Below are 15,387 nucleotides of genomic sequence, written 5' to 3' on the forward strand. Positions count from 1 at the left end.
AAAACAAAAAGGTTGACCATTGGTCAACCTTTTTTCATGTTAATCAGCTAGCTGATTCATTATGCTTGCTTATTCACGTTCATGTAGCGGACGGAACTCACGTTGAACTTCACCTGTGTAAAGCTGACGTGGACGACCGATACGGTTTTCAGGATCACTGTGCATTTCATTCCAGTGCGCAATCCAACCGATAGTACGGGACATGGCAAAAATTACCGTGAACATTGATACCGGAATACCGATCGCTTTCAGAATGATGCCTGAATAGAAGTCCACATTTGGGTAAAGCTTCTTCGAAACAAAGTATTCGTCAGACAGAGCAATGCGCTCAAGTTCCATTGCAACATCAAGTAGTGGGTCTTGAATGTTTAGCTCAGTAAGCACTTCATGACACGCTTCACGCATTACGGTTGCACGTGGATCGTAGTTTTTGTAAACACGGTGACCAAAGCCCATTAGACGGAACGGGTCATCTTTGTCTTTTGCACGATCGACAAATTCTGGAATGTTATCAACGCTACCAATTTCTTCTAGCATCTTCAAACAAGCTTCGTTTGCACCACCGTGTGCTGGTCCCCATAGAGACGCGATACCTGCGGCGATACAAGCGAATGGGTTTGCACCAGAAGAACCGGCTAGACGTACTGTTGAGGTTGACGCATTTTGCTCATGGTCTGCGTGTAGTGTGAAGATTTTATCCATCGCACGGGCAACAACTGGGTTTACGTCATACTCCTCACATGGGTTTGCGAACATCATGTGTAGGAAGTTTTCTGCGTAGTTCAAGTCATTACGTGGGTAGATGAACGGCTGACCAATTGAGTACTTGTAACACATGGCAGCCAATGTTGGCATCTTCGAGATGAGACGATACGCCGCAATTTCACGGTGTACGTCATTATTGATATCAAGTGAATCGTGATAAAACGCAGCAAGTGCACCGACTACACCACACATAACAGCCATAGGGTGCGCGTCACGGCGGAAACCATGGAAGAAGCTAGCAATTTGCTCATGCACCATAGTGTGTCGTGTTACTGTCGTTTTGAATTGCTCGTATTGCTCACGGGTTGGGGCTTCACCGTAAAGAAGAATGTAACAGACTTCTAAATAATCAGCGTTGTTCGCTAATTGATCGATAGGAAAACCACGGTGCAATAGCACGCCTTTGCCACCATCGATGTAAGTGATTTGAGATTCACAAGATGCAGTGGCAAGAAAACCTGGGTCAAATGTAAAGTAGCCATTAGCTCCAAGTTTGCGAACATCGATTACTTGAGGACCAATAGTCCCATCCATAATCGGCAGCTCGACTGGCGCTTCACCTTCAATATGAAGGGTCGCTTTCTTATCCGCCATAACAATCTCCTTTGTTTATTATTTAATCCATCCAGGATGTTTGTGTGCCATTTTTGTACGTCTGTTCGTTACTAAAGTCAATAAATCTCCTCTGATGTGTGCTCTTGTTATTATTTTTTACGCACATTAAGTTAAAAATCTGTTCTGTGTAGCAAAAATTGTTACGCTAATTGTATTAGAATGTTGCCAACCGTATATTGGTGACGTGAAATTTGGGAGAAACCTAATAAATTCAAGGATTGAAAGAATTATAAATCAAACTTCCAAGACTTGTTGTTAACAATTTATTTACAATTAACTGGGTGGTATGAGGGGTTGTTTGTTAATTTTTTGTTATTGTTTTAAAGGGTTCAGCTACCAATTTCGTCAATAACTATAAATGCTCTAGTGAGCTGAGTGAGCAAGCCCGTGAAAGAAAGAAAGTCAAGACCTGTAAACCTAGACTTGCAAACCATAAACTTTCCGATCACTGCTATCGCATCTATTCTCCATCGTGTGTCAGGTGTGATCACATTTGTAGCAGTCGGTATCCTGTTGTGGTTGCTGTCTTTATCTCTATCATCTCCTGTAGGTTATATGAAAGCTGTTGATATTGTCGACGGCTGGTTTGTTACGTTTATCCTATGGGGAATACTTACCGCTTTGGCCTATCACATCGTTGGCGGTGTACGCCATCTATTGATGGACTTAGGTCATTTTGAAGAACTTGATACTGGCGCGATGAGCGCGAAAGTGTCGTTTGGCATAACAGCAGTGTTGTCTCTGTTGGCGGGGGTATTAGTATGGTAAACAATGTTTCATCATTCGGTCGTAATGGTGTGCACGATTTCCTTCTAATTCGTGCGACTGCAATCATTATGACGCTATATACGATTTATCTCGTGAGCTTCTGTGCTTTTAGCGATATTTCGTACGCATCTTGGACCCAGTTTTTTGCTGGCAACTTTACTAAAGCATTCACCATGATTGCTCTTACTTGTGTGTTGATTCACGCTTGGATTGGCATGTGGCAAGTTCTGACTGATTACATCAAATGCGCAAAATTACGCGGCGGGCTACAAGTCGGTGTTGTGGCATTGTTGCTTGGTTATTTCTTCTCTGGTCTGTTTATTCTGTGGGGTGCGTAAGTGTCTATTCCAGTTCGTGAATTCGATGCCGTGGTTATCGGCGCAGGTGGTGCGGGTATGCGTGCCGCTCTACAAATTTCAGAGCAAGGTTTAACCTGTGCTCTACTATCAAAAGTTTTCCCAACTCGTTCACACACTGTGTCTGCTCAAGGCGGAATCACGGTTGCGCTAGGTAATGCGCACGAAGATCATTGGGAACAGCATATGTACGATACCGTCAAAGGCTCTGATTACATCGGCGACCAAGACGCGATCGAGTACATGTGTAAAAACGGTCCAGAATCCGTGATCGAACTTGAAAAAATGGGCTTGCCGTTTTCTCGTTTCGATAACGGTACGATTTATCAACGTCCGTTTGGTGGTCAGTCGAAAAACTTTGGTGGCGAGCAAGCTGCTCGTACCGCAGCAGCGGCGGACCGCACAGGGCATGCTCTTTTGCATACCTTGTATCAACAAAATATCAAACACAAAACCACCGTATTTTCTGAGTGGTATGCGCTTGATTTGGTGAAGAACGAAGATGGCGCAATTCTAGGTTGTACCGCACTTTGCATGGAAACTGGTGAAGTGTGCTATTTCAAATCTAAAGCGACAATTCTTGCGACTGGCGGTGCAGGCCGTATTTACGCTTCGACTACCAATGCGCATATCAATACTGGCGATGGTGTTGGCATGGCAATTCGTGCTGGCGTGCCAATGCAAGATATCGAAATGTGGCAGTTCCACCCAACAGGTATCGCTGGTGCGGGCGTGTTGGTAACGGAAGGCTGTCGTGGTGAAGGTGGTTACCTGCTTAATAAAGACGGTGAGCGCTTTATGGAACGTTACGCGCCGAATGCCAAAGATTTGGCCGGTCGTGATGTTGTTGCTCGTTCGATGATGATTGAAATACGTGAAGGTCGTGGCTGTGATGGTCCTTGGGGTCCACACATTAAGCTAAAACTCGATCACTTAGGTAAAGAGACATTGGAATCACGTCTCCCAGGTGTTTGTGAGCTATCACGTACCTTTGCTCACGTCGATCCAGTGAAAGAACCTATTCCTGTGATTCCTACTTGTCACTACATGATGGGTGGTGTGCCAACACAAGTCTCTGGTCAAGCGATTAAGCAAGATGAAGCAGGCAATGATGTTGAAATTCAAGGTTTGTTTGCGTGTGGTGAGATTGCTTCGGTATCGGTGCATGGTGCTAACCGTTTAGGTGGTAACTCACTGCTTGACCTTGTAGTGTTCGGTCGTGCAACGGGTCTACACCTTGGCGAAGTTCTTGATAAGCAAGCTGAGGCAAAACCAGCAACGGATGCAGATATTGAACGTTCACTTGAGCGTTACAATCGTTGGGAAAACAGTACTGACGGTGAAGACCCTGCGCAGATTCGTAAAGATCTCCAGCAATGTATGCAGAACAACTTCTCGGTATTCCGTGAAGGTGATGCGATGGCCAAAGGCCTTGAAGAGCTGAAAGTGATCCGCGAGCGTTTGAAGAATGCCCATCTTGCCGATAAGTCAACCGAGTTCAATACTCAGCGAATTGAGTGCCTTGAGTTAGAGAACTTGATGGAAACGGCTTACGCAACGGCAGTGGCAGCGAACTTCCGTACTGAAAGTCGTGGTGCGCATGCTCGCTTTGACTTCCCAGATAGGGATGATGAGCAGTGGCTATGTCACTCCATTTACAACCCAGAGACTGAAGCAATGTCTAAGCGTGGTGTAAATATGGAACCTATATACCGTGAAGCTTTCCCGCCGAAAGCTCGTACATACTAAGGGAGGATTGACGATGAAATTGAACTTCTCTTTGTATCGCTACAACCCGGATGTTGATAATAAGCCATACATGAAAGACTACACTCTTGAGGTAGAAGAAGGCTCAGACATGATGCTTTTGGATGCGCTTATTCTACTGAAAGAACAAGACCCAACTCTTTCGTTCCGCCGTTCATGCCGTGAAGGTGTTTGTGGCTCTGATGGTCTGAATATGAACGGCAAAAACGGTTTGGCTTGTATTACACCTTTGTCTGCACTTGAGGGTGATAAGTTAGTGATTCGTCCGCTACCAGGCTTACCGGTTGTACGCGATCTGATTGTCGATATGACTCAGTTTTATGATAACTACGCCAAAGTGAAACCATTCTTGATGGCTGACGATGCTACGCCACCATCGCGTGAAAACTTGCAGTCGCCAGACGATCGTGCCCATTTAGATGGGTTGTATGAATGCATTATGTGCGCATGTTGTACAACATCTTGTCCATCGTTCTGGTGGAATCCAGATAAATTTATCGGTCCTGCTGGTCTATTAGCAGCCTATCGCTGGCTAATTGATAGCCGAGATACGGCAACTGATGAACGTTTGTCCGATCTCGATGACGCATTTAGTGTTTTTCGTTGCCATGGCATCATGAATTGTGTAAGTGTTTGTCCTAAGGGGTTAAATCCTACTAAGGCGATCGGTCATATTAAATCGATGTTGGTGAATCGCTCGGTTTAGTGAATTAACAAAATTACCGCTATTCACGTTAGTGGGTAGCGGTTTAGTCAATGAAAGCGCGGCATAGACTGCGCTAAACGTGAAAACTACTGGTTAAGGGAAAATATGCACAACGGTGTGATGAAGGCATGGCTCGAGTCTTCACACTTGGGTGGCGCTAATGCAACGTACGTAGAAGATCTCTACGAACTGTATCTCAGTGATCCCGACCTGGTAAGTGAGGAGTGGATTCGTGTATTTGATGGTTTGCCTAAGCCATCAAGTGATGTGGTAGAACAACCACACTCACGTGTCCGTGATTACTTCCGTCGACTCGCTCAAGAAACAAAGCATTATAACGTCCAAGTTAGTGACCCCGACGTCGATGCGAAACAAGTAAAAGTTCTACAGCTCATTAACGCGTGCCGCTTCCGCGGTCATGAAGCAGCTGATCTTGATCCCCTCGGTCTATGGAATCGCCCTCCCGTGGCAGAGTTAGACCCATCCTTCCATAATCTCAATGAAGATGACTTAGAAGAAACATTCAATGTTGGTTCTTTTGCGATTGGTCAAGAGACCATGAAACTCAAGGACATCTACTCTTCACTGAAGAAAATCTATTGTGGTTCTGTTGGTGCAGAATATATGCATATGATTGACACTGAGCAAAAACGTTGGATTCAGCAACGTTTGGAGCCAGTTGTTGGTCAACCGACATTTACCGCAGAGGAAAAACGCAATTTCTTGGAAGAGCTAACGGCAGCGGAAGGTCTTGAGCGCTATTTGGGCGCAAAATTTCCGGGGGCAAAACGCTTTTCACTAGAAGGTGGTGATGCACTTATTCCAATGACTAAAGAATTAATTCGTCATGCAGGTAACAGCGGCATGCGCGAAGTGGTTATTGGTATGGCTCACCGTGGTCGTTTGAATATGTTAGTCAACGTTCTGGGTAAAAAACCACAAGACCTATTTGATGAGTTTGCGGGTAAGCATGGCGAATCATGGGGTACGGGTGATGTGAAATATCACCAAGGTTTTTCTGCCGACTTTGCCACCCCTGGTGGTGATGTTCACTTAGCGTTGGCATTTAACCCGTCTCACTTAGAGATTGTGAACCCAGTTGTGATTGGTTCGGTTCGTGCTCGTCAAGATCGCTTAGGCGATAAAAACGGCAGCACAGTGTTACCGATTACTATTCACGGTGACTCAGCGATTGCGGGTCAAGGTGTTGTGGCTGAAACGTTCAACATGTCGCAATCTCGTGGCTACCGAGTCGGTGGTACGGTGCGTATCGTGGTGAATAACCAAGTTGGCTTTACGACGTCAAACCCACGAGATACACGCTCGACAATGTACTGTACTGATATTGCAAAAATGGTACAGGCACCGATTTTCCATGTGAATGCGGATGACCCTGAAGCAGTTGCATTTGTTACTCGTATTGCTTTGGATTACCGCAACGAGTTTAAGCGTGATGTTGTGATTGATCTTGTTTGTTACCGTCGCCACGGTCACAACGAAGCTGATGAGCCGAACGCAACTCAACCAATCATGTATCAGAAAATCAAAAAGCACCCAACGCCACGTAAGTTGTATGCTGATGTTCTGATTGAGCGCAGTGATCATGATATTGAAACTGCCACACAAATGATCAACGAATACCGTGATGCATTGGATCGCGGCGATATCGTAGTGAAAGAGTGGCGTCCAATGGCATTGCACTCCGTGGACTGGTCTCCTTATCTTGGGCATGACTGGGATACGCCATGGCAGAGCCAATACGATAAAGATCGTTTGATTGAGCTAGGCAATCGCCTATGTCAGTACCCAGACAGCCATAAGCTGCAAAGCCGTGTAAATAAGCTTTATAACGATCGCTTGTCAATGATGAGCGGTGAGAAGCCTATTGATTGGGGTATGGCAGAAACGTTGGCATACGCAACCTTGGTTGATGATGGTAAGCGTATTCGTATTTCAGGCCAGGATTCTGGTCGCGGTACCTTCTTCCACCGTCACTCTGTTCTACATAACCAATCAGATGCGAGCACCTATATCCCACTTGCAAATCTTCATGATAAACAAGGGCCTTTCCAAGTGATTGACTCAGTATTGTCAGAAGAAGCGGTATTGGCCTTTGAGTACGGTTATGCCACCGCAGAGCCGGGCGGTTTAACTATTTGGGAAGCGCAGTTTGGTGACTTTGCCAACGGTGCTCAAGTCGTGATTGACCAATTTATCTCTTCTGGTGAGCAAAAGTGGGCTCGTTTATGTGGCCTAACCATGCTGTTACCACACGGTTATGAAGGTCAAGGTCCGGAGCACTCATCTGCTCGTTTAGAGCGCTATCTACAATTGTGTGCTGAGCAAAACATGCAGGTAGTCGTACCATCAACGCCTGCGCAGGTGTATCACATGATTCGTCGTCAAGTGGTACGTCCGATGCGTCGTCCTTTGATTGTGATGTCACCGAAATCTTTGCTTCGTCATCCACTGTGTACTTCGAGCATCGAAGAACTGTCGGATGGCACCTTCCAAGCGGCGATCCCTGAAATCGATAATCTCGAGCCTAGCAAGGTGAAACGCGTGGTGTTCTGTTCAGGTAAGGTTTACTTCGACTTACTGGATCAGCGTCGTAAGAACGAGCAAGAAGATGTGGCAATCGTACGTATTGAGCAAATCTATCCGTTCCCAATGGAAGACGTACAAGAAGCTATTGCTCAATACACCAATGTTGAAGATTTTGTTTGGTGCCAAGAAGAGCCGCAAAACCAAGGTGCTTGGTACTGTAGCCAACATAACTTCCGCGCCGCAATTCCAGTAGGTGCTGATCTGAAATACGCAGGTCGCCCAGCTTCGGCTTCTCCGGCGGTAGGTTACATGTCGGTACACTTGAAACAACAAAAAGCGTTGGTTGAAGACGCTTTGACCACTGGTTCTAATACATCAGATTCCAAAACCTCAGATAAAGAACTAGAAGTATAAGGAAGATAGAAATGACAATTGAAATTCTGGTTCCAGATTTACCTGAATCAGTCGCTGACGCAACCGTTGCTACTTGGCACAAACAACCGGGTGATACGGTTGAGCGTGATGAAGTGCTTGTTGATATCGAAACCGATAAGGTTGTGCTTGAAGTGCCTGCTCCTGAAGCGGGTGTATTAGAAGCGATCATCGAAGAAGATGGTGCAACTGTTCTGTCTAAGCAGCTTATCGCTAGACTTAAGCCAGGTGCAGTTGCGGGTGAGCCAACAACGGATACTACTGAAGATACCCAAGCATCTCCAGATAAGCGCCATAAAGCGTCTCTTTCGGAAGAAAGTAACGATGCATTAAGCCCAGCGGTTCGTCGCCTATTGGCAGAACACGGTTTAGAGCCTTCTCAAGTGAAAGGCACTGGAGTGGGGGGGCGTATTACCCGTGAAGATGTTGATGCTCATTTGGCGAAAGCAAAAGCTGAACCAAAGGTAGGTGAAGCGGCAGTACAAGCGCCTGCGGCTGCTCGCAGTCAAAAACGCGTACCAATGACTCGACTACGTAAGACAGTGGCGAATCGCCTACTTGAAGCGAAGAACAGCACGGCGATGCTCACTACTTTCAATGAAGTAAACATGAAGCCAATCATGGATCTGCGTAAGCAATACAAAGACCAGTTTGAAGAGCGTCATGGCATTCGCTTAGGCTTTATGTCTTTCTACGTGAAAGCGGTAACGGAAGCGCTTAAGCGTTACCCTGAAGTGAATGCGTCGATTGACGGTGAAGATATTGTTTACCACAACTATTTTGATATCAGCATGGCGGTATCAACGCCACGTGGTCTAGTGACTCCAGTACTGAAAGACTGTGACACGCTAGGTTTTGCTGATGTTGAAAAAGGCATCAAAGAGCTCGCAATCAAAGGCCGTGACGGTAAGTTAACGGTTGATGAGTTGATGGGCGGGAACTTCACCATTACTAACGGTGGTGTCTTTGGTTCTCTGATGTCGACGCCAATTATCAATCCGCCACAATCAGCAATTTTGGGTATGCACAAAATCCAAGATCGTCCGATGGCTGTTGATGGCAAGGTAGAGATCCTACCTATGATGTATTTGGCACTATCTTATGACCACCGTTTGATTGATGGTCGTGAGTCAGTTGGCTTCTTAGTCACCATTAAAGAGTTACTTGAAGACCCAACGCGTCTGTTATTAGACGTTTAATATCGCTAAAACGTCGAGTTGTCTCTGATGGCTCGACGCTCTTAGCCTACGGGACTAGACTAGCTCAACGGTCTAGTCTTATTTGAATCTTATTGCGATTGATTTGAGAAGATGCCGCGAATGGAATACGTATCATTCAACTAGGCGTCATGGAAATTATAATTCCCTTAAGGGAAAAACAAACGGAATATCAAAATGAATTTGCATGAATACCAAGCCAAACAGCTGTTTGCAGAATTCGGTTTGCCTGTACCTGAAGGTTATGCTTGTGACACTCCACAGGAAGCGTTCGAAGCAGCCGGTCGTATTAGTACCGAGAAAAAAGTTGTTAAATGTCAGGTTCACGCTGGTGGCCGCGGTAAAGCGGGCGGTGTGGAACTACATGATACAAAAGAAGGCGTGAAAGAATTTGCGCAAAAATGGCTAGGCAAAAACCTAGTGACTTTCCAAACCGATGCTAACGGTCAGCCAGTGTCTAAAATTTTGGTTGAAGAAGCGTCGGATATTGCGAACGAGCTCTACTTAGGTGCGGTTGTTGACCGTTCTACTCGTCGTATCGTCTTTATGGCGTCTACTGAAGGCGGCGTGGACATTGAAACTGTAGCGGAAGAAACGCCAGAGCTGATCCACAAAGCGGCGATTGATCCGCTTGTTGGTCCACAAGCTTACCAAGGTCGTGAACTCGCATTTAAGCTAGGTCTTAAAGGCGACCAAATCAAACAGTTTGTTAAGATCTTCATCGGTCTTGGTGACATGTTTGCTCAATATGATTTGGCGCTACTTGAGATTAACCCACTTGTGATTACGGGTTCGGGTGATTTAGTTTGTCTCGATGGAAAAATCAACATCGATTCTAATGCCCTATACCGTCAGCCAAAATTGCGTGAAATGCACGATCCGTCTCAAGAAGACGAGCGCGAAGCTCATGCGGCTCAATGGGAGCTAAACTACGTTGCTCTCGATGGTAGCATTGGCTGTATGGTTAATGGTGCTGGTCTTGCTATGGGTACCATGGATATCGTTAATCTGCATGGTGGTCAGCCAGCGAACTTCCTAGATGTTGGCGGCGGCGCGACCAAAGAGCGTGTGACAGAAGCATTTAAGATCATCTTGTCTGACAGCAATGTAAAAGCTGTTTTGGTGAACATCTTCGGTGGCATCGTTCGTTGTGACCTGATTGCTGAAGGCATTATTGGTGCAGTCGAAGAAGTTGGCGTTGAAGTACCGGTTGTGGTGCGCCTTGAAGGTAACAATGCACCGCTAGGTTCACAGAAACTGGCTGAAAGTGGTCTAAACATTATCGCTGCAAACTCGCTAACAGAAGCTGCAGAAAAAGTCGTTGCTGCTGCGGAGGGCAAATAATGTCAGTACTAATTAATAAAGATACCAAAGTTATCTGTCAAGGTTTCACTGGCGGTCAGGGTACCTTCCATTCTGAACAAGCGATCGCTTATGGTACTCAAATGGTTGGTGGTGTTTCACCTGGTAAAGGTGGTCAAACTCACCTAGGTTTGCCAGTGTTTAACACGGTACGTGAAGCAGTAGAAGTAACAGGCGCAACGGCGTCAGTCATCTACGTTCCAGCTCCTTTCTGTAAAGATGCCATTTTAGAAGCGATTGATGCAGGCGTGAAGCTAATCGTGACTATCACAGAGGGTATCCCGACACTTGATCTACTAGATGTCAAGGTACGTTTAGACGAAGCGGGCGTTGTGATGATCGGTCCTAACTGTCCAGGCGTTATCACGCCGGATGAGTGTAAGATCGGTATCATGCCAGGTCATATCCACCAGAAAGGCAAAGTGGGTATTGTTTCTCGCTCAGGAACGCTAACTTATGAAGCCGTTAAGCAGACGACAGATGAAGGTTTCGGTCAGTCGACTTGTGTTGGTATCGGTGGTGACCCAATTCCAGGTTCAAACTTCATTGATATTTTGAAGCTATTCCAAGACGATCCAGAGACTGAAGCGATTGTGATGATCGGTGAGATCGGCGGTACTGCGGAAGAAGAAGCTGCGGCATTTATCAAAGACAACGTGACTAAACCAGTAGTTTCTTACATTGCTGGTGTGACAGCGCCTCCGGGCAAGCGTATGGGGCACGCTGGTGCAATCATCTCTGGCGGTAAAGGCACTGCTGAAGATAAGTTTGCAGCACTAGAAGAAGCTGGCGTTAAGACGGTGAAATCTCTAGCAGATATTGGTAAGGCGCTACGTGAAGTAACCGGTTGGTAACTTAGTAAGCGACAGATAACTTAATGAAAAGGCTTGGTTTAATACCAAGCCTTTTTGCATTCTAGAATGAGACTGTTTTTGGCATGGCTAATTTGATTGGTTTAGCTTGGCTTCCAACTGTTCAACGCGTTGGGTTAAATGGGCTATCTGCTGTTCCAAGTTTGCAACTCTGTCTTCCTCAGCTTTTTGAGGTTGACGAATTTCAACCTTAGGCACTCGTTGGCTATTCTTCCAGCTTTTAATCGTGGAGATCAAGGCAGGCATTGGGACCGATGATTTTAAGCGAGATTTAACCAGAGCAACGGTTGGCTCTTTACCTTCATGAACGAGTTGCTCAATTGCCAATTCAAGTTCTTGGCTAACATCTTTAGTAAGCATTGTTTCTCTTCCTTGTTTACTTCATCACATCAAGCGGTGCAATGGTGTAATTCTACGTTCAACTAATGCAATAAGCGAATGGAATAATCGGTAAATGCTTGTAGGAGATTGACCATGCAATTTGTGAGATATAGATTAGATAATAATATAATTGACAATAAGCTAATGGCTTAACGTCCTGAAATTTAACATTATATCGTTTGATTTATCATCGGTTGTAAATTGCAAAATGCGGACTGGATCATTGTTTGATTTGTTTTTTCAGTTACATTGTGCGTTCAAAAAATAGTGTGGGTACACGCTTGTGCTTCACATTTTTGGCTGTCGGATCGACCGAGAAGGAAAATAAGTGGTCCAAGGAAGAAGTCGCAAAGGAGTGACTACAGACCGATCATTAAAGTTTCCCATTTAAATTCATACCTTTAAAAGCAACATTATCAAACTAGAACGAATAACTATAAAACAAAGTTTGATGCATTTATTTTTTATCGTTGGCTAACGTATCGGCTTCAACATTTTTACTCGAGAAGTGAAGAGCTTAATTCAAGTTTGCTGAAAGCAAGGAAGATCTGTGACTATTGCCACACGACGCGTATTACTAGTGCCCTATACCGACTCTTTACTATCGGATTTCGTGGTCCTTAATTGCTGTGTAAAAAACCGAGCCCAGATGAATGGTCCTTATACCGTGTCTAAAGCTAGAGAAGTCTTTGAGCGTATATTGAGTGACCGTGCTCTGTATGCTCGCGCAGTGCTTGATAGCCGGACTCGAGAGTATATTGGGCATATCTTTATTAGCGATATTCAATCGACCCCTGAGTTGGGTTATATCTTTGATAAAGCTTATTGGGGGCAGGGTATAGCGAGTGAAGCTGTGGGTGCTTTCTTTAATAAAGCACTTAGGGACTTATCGATAAGCACTGTGAAAGCAACATCAAATGTCGATCACCCTTCATCCATTCGTATTCTGGAAAAATTGGGTTTTGAAAAAAAAGGTCTCAGCAGCGATAGCCATGGACCTTTTTTTGAGTATCGGTTTACATCCGATGTGGCGGTAAATGAAAGTGGAATACTTGAAACCCAATCATAATTAATTCGCCTTGATAGCAGTCATCACCCAATGATGAAAACTCAAATTGATAGATAGTATGCCAGCGCCAGACTCCGTCTGGCGTTTTCATTTTATGAGCTTTCAATGCGGTGCTGATCAACTGCAAATCAAGTTGATCACACTTGCGCTGGATAGCCACCTTGGCTAGCTCTGATTGACGCCGTTGTTGCCAAAACAACATGCACACAAGGCAGAGCAACAGAATCGCGAATAAATCAGAAATCATATCAATCGCCCGTTATTATGCTGGTTAAGCTTTTGTCGCTTGCTGCAAGTTAACTAAAGCCGTCGCCAGTTCCGCAGAAGGCGAAGAGTGCAGTAAAGGCAGTAATACCATTCGCAGCTCAGGTAACATCACCAAATCAGCAAATAACTGATTAAATAGGTTCTGATTGCCTGTTTGTGCTAATCGAAGCAAAAACAGTTCAGCGGTCTTGGCATCGGCCAGTAAGTGCCAACTGCGACCGGCAATGCCAATCAGTACTTCTTGATGGCTTAAGCGAGGGCTTTGTAGAACTTGGTGTAGCAGTGGCAGTGCCAAAGCATTGTCGGCACCAGAGAGAGCTCGAATAAGTGCTGACAGTAAGAATAGATCAGGCTCTTGGCTGTCGATTTGAGCTTGAGTTAGTTCAGCAATACGTTGTGCAAGTTTCTCTGGTAAATCAGTGTGTTCAAGAGCGCCTAGCAGTCCGTACAGTGGTTCATTGGGTAAATGCGAAAGAGCTTTGCGCAATTCGACACCATTTTGCTCTTTGCCAAGTCGGGCACATATATCAGTAATACCTTGTAAGCCAACGGTTTGCCAGTTTTGCCAGCCAAGACCACCTTTAAAATAGTGCTGTGCGTGCTCGTAATATTGACTGCATGGCAGGTCAAGTTCGGCGCGGATCTGGCTGTGGAAAACCGACATTTTGTCTTCCGCAGGTTTGTAAGTGTATGGATTATTCGCCAGCTTTTTCTGTTGTTCTTCGCTCATCTCTTGATTTAAGCGAGTTCCCATTGCTTCCACGACAAACTTGATAAAGTTACCTACATCCGCCTGTTTTAATAGACCTCGCTCATCAAGCTCAAACTTTAAGAACCAAATCCAAGGCTGCTTTGTTTCATTCCAATAAGCGATGGCTATGTGCGCCTTACGTTGTAATGGAAATGGATAGGGCTGTTGACCTTTTTCAATCAGTTGAAAGGTTTGGTTATCGATGGTCTTAATGCGACGTCCTAGATCGAAGATCTTAAATTGGCAGTCGCTATTGTGTAGTAAATCACTGAGGGTATGAATGGTATCCATGGAAGAGTTTTCCTAACTTTCTTTACCATATAAATGGTACTCTATAGGCTAATTTCAAGGTCATCGATAAAGATAAATGAAACAAGATATGCCGCTCAAGGTTTTGCTTGATGAGCTAGAACAGCAACTTCATGAAGCTCAGTTATGGCAAGAAACCTCACCTTCACCTCAACTATTGGCGAGTGAGCAGCCGTTTGCGATAGATACGCTTGAGCCTCAGCTGTGGTTGCAGTGGATCTTTTTACCACGCATGCGTGCATTGATAAAGGCTGAGCAACCATTACCTAAAGGATTTGCTATAACGCCATACTTTGAAGAGTGTTGGCGACAAAATAGTGAGTACGCCACATTGCTGGTGGTGATTGGTCAAATCGATCAAGAGGGCGCGTAAATGCTAGAAATCGTTTATCAAGATGAGTATTTTGTTGCGGTTAACAAGCCCGCAGGCATGTTGGTACACCGCAGTTGGTTGGACCGACATGAAACTCAGTTTGTGATGCAAACGTTACGTGATCAAATAGGGCAACATGTCTTTCCACTCCATCGACTGGATAGACCCACTTCTGGTGTGTTGATTTTTGCGCTATCGAGTGAAGTTGCCTCGCACGTGATGCCGTTATTTGCTAACCATGAGATGAAAAAAACGTATCATGCAATTGTTCGTGGTTGGATTGAAGAAGGCGGCACGCTCGATTACCCGCTGAAAGTCGAACTCGATAAAATAGCCGATAAATTTGCTAGCGAAGAGAAAGAAGCGCAAGAAGCGGTAACGGACTATTTGCCTCTTGCCAAGGTTGAAGTGCCACACTCAACAGGACGCTTTCCAACTACCCGTTACTGCTTAATGGAATTGAGCCCACATACAGGTCGTAAACACCAACTGCGCCGTCATATGGCTCATCTACGCCATCCAATCGTTGGGGATACGACCCATGGCGACGGTAAGCACAATAAATTGTTCCGTGAAGTCTATGATGCACATCGATTATTATTACATGCTTCAAGCTTAGAATTTGTTCATCCATTTAGTGGTGAAACAGTGATTATTCAAGCGGGTTTTGATGATGTTTGGCAGACATTAAGTCATACATTTGAGTGGTCGCTTCCCATGTAGTTTTTAAAAACCCAGCGGATTTGCTGGGTTTTTTCCATTTGTTCCATACCTATCAATCCGTTCTTATCTCGAAGGTAACGATATCTGGAAATATTTGTTTCATTTTT

The 15,387-nt window shown here is 45.1% G+C and carries 15 protein-coding genes; 11 read left to right on the forward strand and 4 right to left on the reverse strand.

Annotation, left to right across the window (positions count from 1 at the left end):
- Positions 1-69: 69 nt before the first annotated feature.
- The gene (locus H2O73_RS14890; RefSeq protein WP_182109658.1) at positions 70-1,359 is read right to left on the reverse strand and encodes a citrate synthase; all 1,290 of its coding nucleotides are present in this window, start codon (positions 1,357-1,359) and stop codon (positions 70-72) included.
- Between the two features lie 396 nt (positions 1,360-1,755).
- On the opposite strand from H2O73_RS14890, the gene sdhC reads away from it, so the two are divergent.
- From sdhC to sucD, 8 genes are all read left to right on the forward strand, one after another.
- A complete protein-coding gene (sdhC, locus tag H2O73_RS14895; RefSeq protein ID WP_182109659.1) occupies positions 1,756-2,148 on the forward strand; it encodes a succinate dehydrogenase cytochrome b556 subunit in 393 nt (130 codons plus the stop codon).
- Positions 2,142-2,486, forward strand: a complete 345-nt coding sequence (gene sdhD, locus H2O73_RS14900) for a succinate dehydrogenase, hydrophobic membrane anchor protein (RefSeq protein WP_182109660.1) — start codon at positions 2,142-2,144, stop codon at positions 2,484-2,486. Before sdhC ends, sdhD begins: the two co-directional genes overlap by 7 nt.
- Positions 2,487-4,253 carry a succinate dehydrogenase flavoprotein subunit gene (gene sdhA, locus H2O73_RS14905; protein WP_182109661.1) on the forward strand — a complete coding sequence of 589 codons (1,767 nt, stop codon included), beginning with the start codon at positions 2,487-2,489 and terminating at the stop codon, positions 4,251-4,253.
- Positions 4,254-4,266: 13 nt separating this feature from the next.
- Positions 4,267-4,977 (forward strand): succinate dehydrogenase iron-sulfur subunit, encoded by a 711-nt coding sequence (locus H2O73_RS14910; protein WP_182109662.1) that lies wholly within the window; start codon positions 4,267-4,269, stop codon positions 4,975-4,977.
- 105 nt (positions 4,978-5,082) lie between these two features.
- Positions 5,083-7,938: a 2-oxoglutarate dehydrogenase E1 component gene (gene sucA / locus H2O73_RS14915; RefSeq protein WP_182109663.1), complete on the forward strand. Its 2,856-nt coding sequence runs from the start codon at positions 5,083-5,085 to the stop codon at positions 7,936-7,938.
- An 11-nt stretch (positions 7,939-7,949) separates the two neighbouring features.
- Entirely contained in the window at positions 7,950-9,155 is a 1,206-nt protein-coding gene (odhB, locus tag H2O73_RS14920; protein WP_182109664.1) for a 2-oxoglutarate dehydrogenase complex dihydrolipoyllysine-residue succinyltransferase, read from the forward strand.
- Positions 9,156-9,350: 195 nt separating this feature from the next.
- Positions 9,351-10,517, forward strand: a complete 1,167-nt coding sequence (sucC, locus tag H2O73_RS14925; protein WP_182109665.1) for an ADP-forming succinate--CoA ligase subunit beta — start codon at positions 9,351-9,353, stop codon at positions 10,515-10,517.
- On the forward strand, positions 10,517-11,389 hold the full coding sequence (gene sucD, locus H2O73_RS14930) for a succinate--CoA ligase subunit alpha (RefSeq protein WP_182109666.1): 873 nt from the start codon (positions 10,517-10,519) through the stop codon (positions 11,387-11,389). Before sucC ends, sucD begins: the two co-directional genes overlap by 1 nt.
- Before the next feature lie 87 nt (positions 11,390-11,476).
- Here sucD and H2O73_RS14935 read toward each other — a convergent pair whose 3' ends face one another.
- A complete protein-coding gene (locus H2O73_RS14935) occupies positions 11,477-11,767 on the reverse strand; it encodes a hypothetical protein (protein WP_182109667.1) in 291 nt (96 codons plus the stop codon).
- A gap of 571 nt (positions 11,768-12,338) precedes the next feature.
- On the opposite strand from H2O73_RS14935, the gene H2O73_RS14940 reads away from it, so the two are divergent.
- Positions 12,339-12,857: a GNAT family N-acetyltransferase gene (locus H2O73_RS14940; protein ID WP_182109668.1), complete on the forward strand. Its 519-nt coding sequence runs from the start codon at positions 12,339-12,341 to the stop codon at positions 12,855-12,857.
- Here the strand turns inward: H2O73_RS14940 and H2O73_RS14945 are convergent.
- Together H2O73_RS14945 and H2O73_RS14950 are read right to left on the reverse strand one after the other, a co-directional pair.
- Positions 12,805-13,104 carry a DUF3301 domain-containing protein gene (locus H2O73_RS14945; RefSeq protein ID WP_182109669.1) on the reverse strand — a complete coding sequence of 100 codons (300 nt, stop codon included), beginning with the start codon at positions 13,102-13,104 and terminating at the stop codon, positions 12,805-12,807. The two genes, H2O73_RS14940 and H2O73_RS14945, sit on opposite strands and share 53 nt — an antisense overlap.
- A gap of 24 nt (positions 13,105-13,128) precedes the next feature.
- Positions 13,129-14,166: a DUF3549 family protein gene (locus tag H2O73_RS14950; protein ID WP_182109670.1), complete on the reverse strand. Its 1,038-nt coding sequence runs from the start codon at positions 14,164-14,166 to the stop codon at positions 13,129-13,131.
- An 88-nt stretch (positions 14,167-14,254) separates the two neighbouring features.
- On the opposite strand from H2O73_RS14950, the gene H2O73_RS14955 reads away from it, so the two are divergent.
- Together H2O73_RS14955 and truC are read left to right on the forward strand one after the other, a co-directional pair.
- Positions 14,255-14,557 carry a YqcC family protein gene (locus H2O73_RS14955; RefSeq protein ID WP_246335940.1) on the forward strand — a complete coding sequence of 101 codons (303 nt, stop codon included), beginning with the start codon at positions 14,255-14,257 and terminating at the stop codon, positions 14,555-14,557.
- A complete protein-coding gene (gene truC / locus H2O73_RS14960) occupies positions 14,558-15,280 on the forward strand; it encodes a tRNA pseudouridine(65) synthase TruC (protein ID WP_182109672.1) in 723 nt (240 codons plus the stop codon). It abuts the gene before it with no gap.
- The last annotated feature ends 107 nt before the right edge of the window (positions 15,281-15,387 follow it).

This window comes from Vibrio marinisediminis, from assembly GCF_014050145.1.
In the GTDB taxonomy this organism is placed as follows: Bacteria; Pseudomonadota; Gammaproteobacteria; order Enterobacterales; family Vibrionaceae; genus Vibrio; species Vibrio marinisediminis.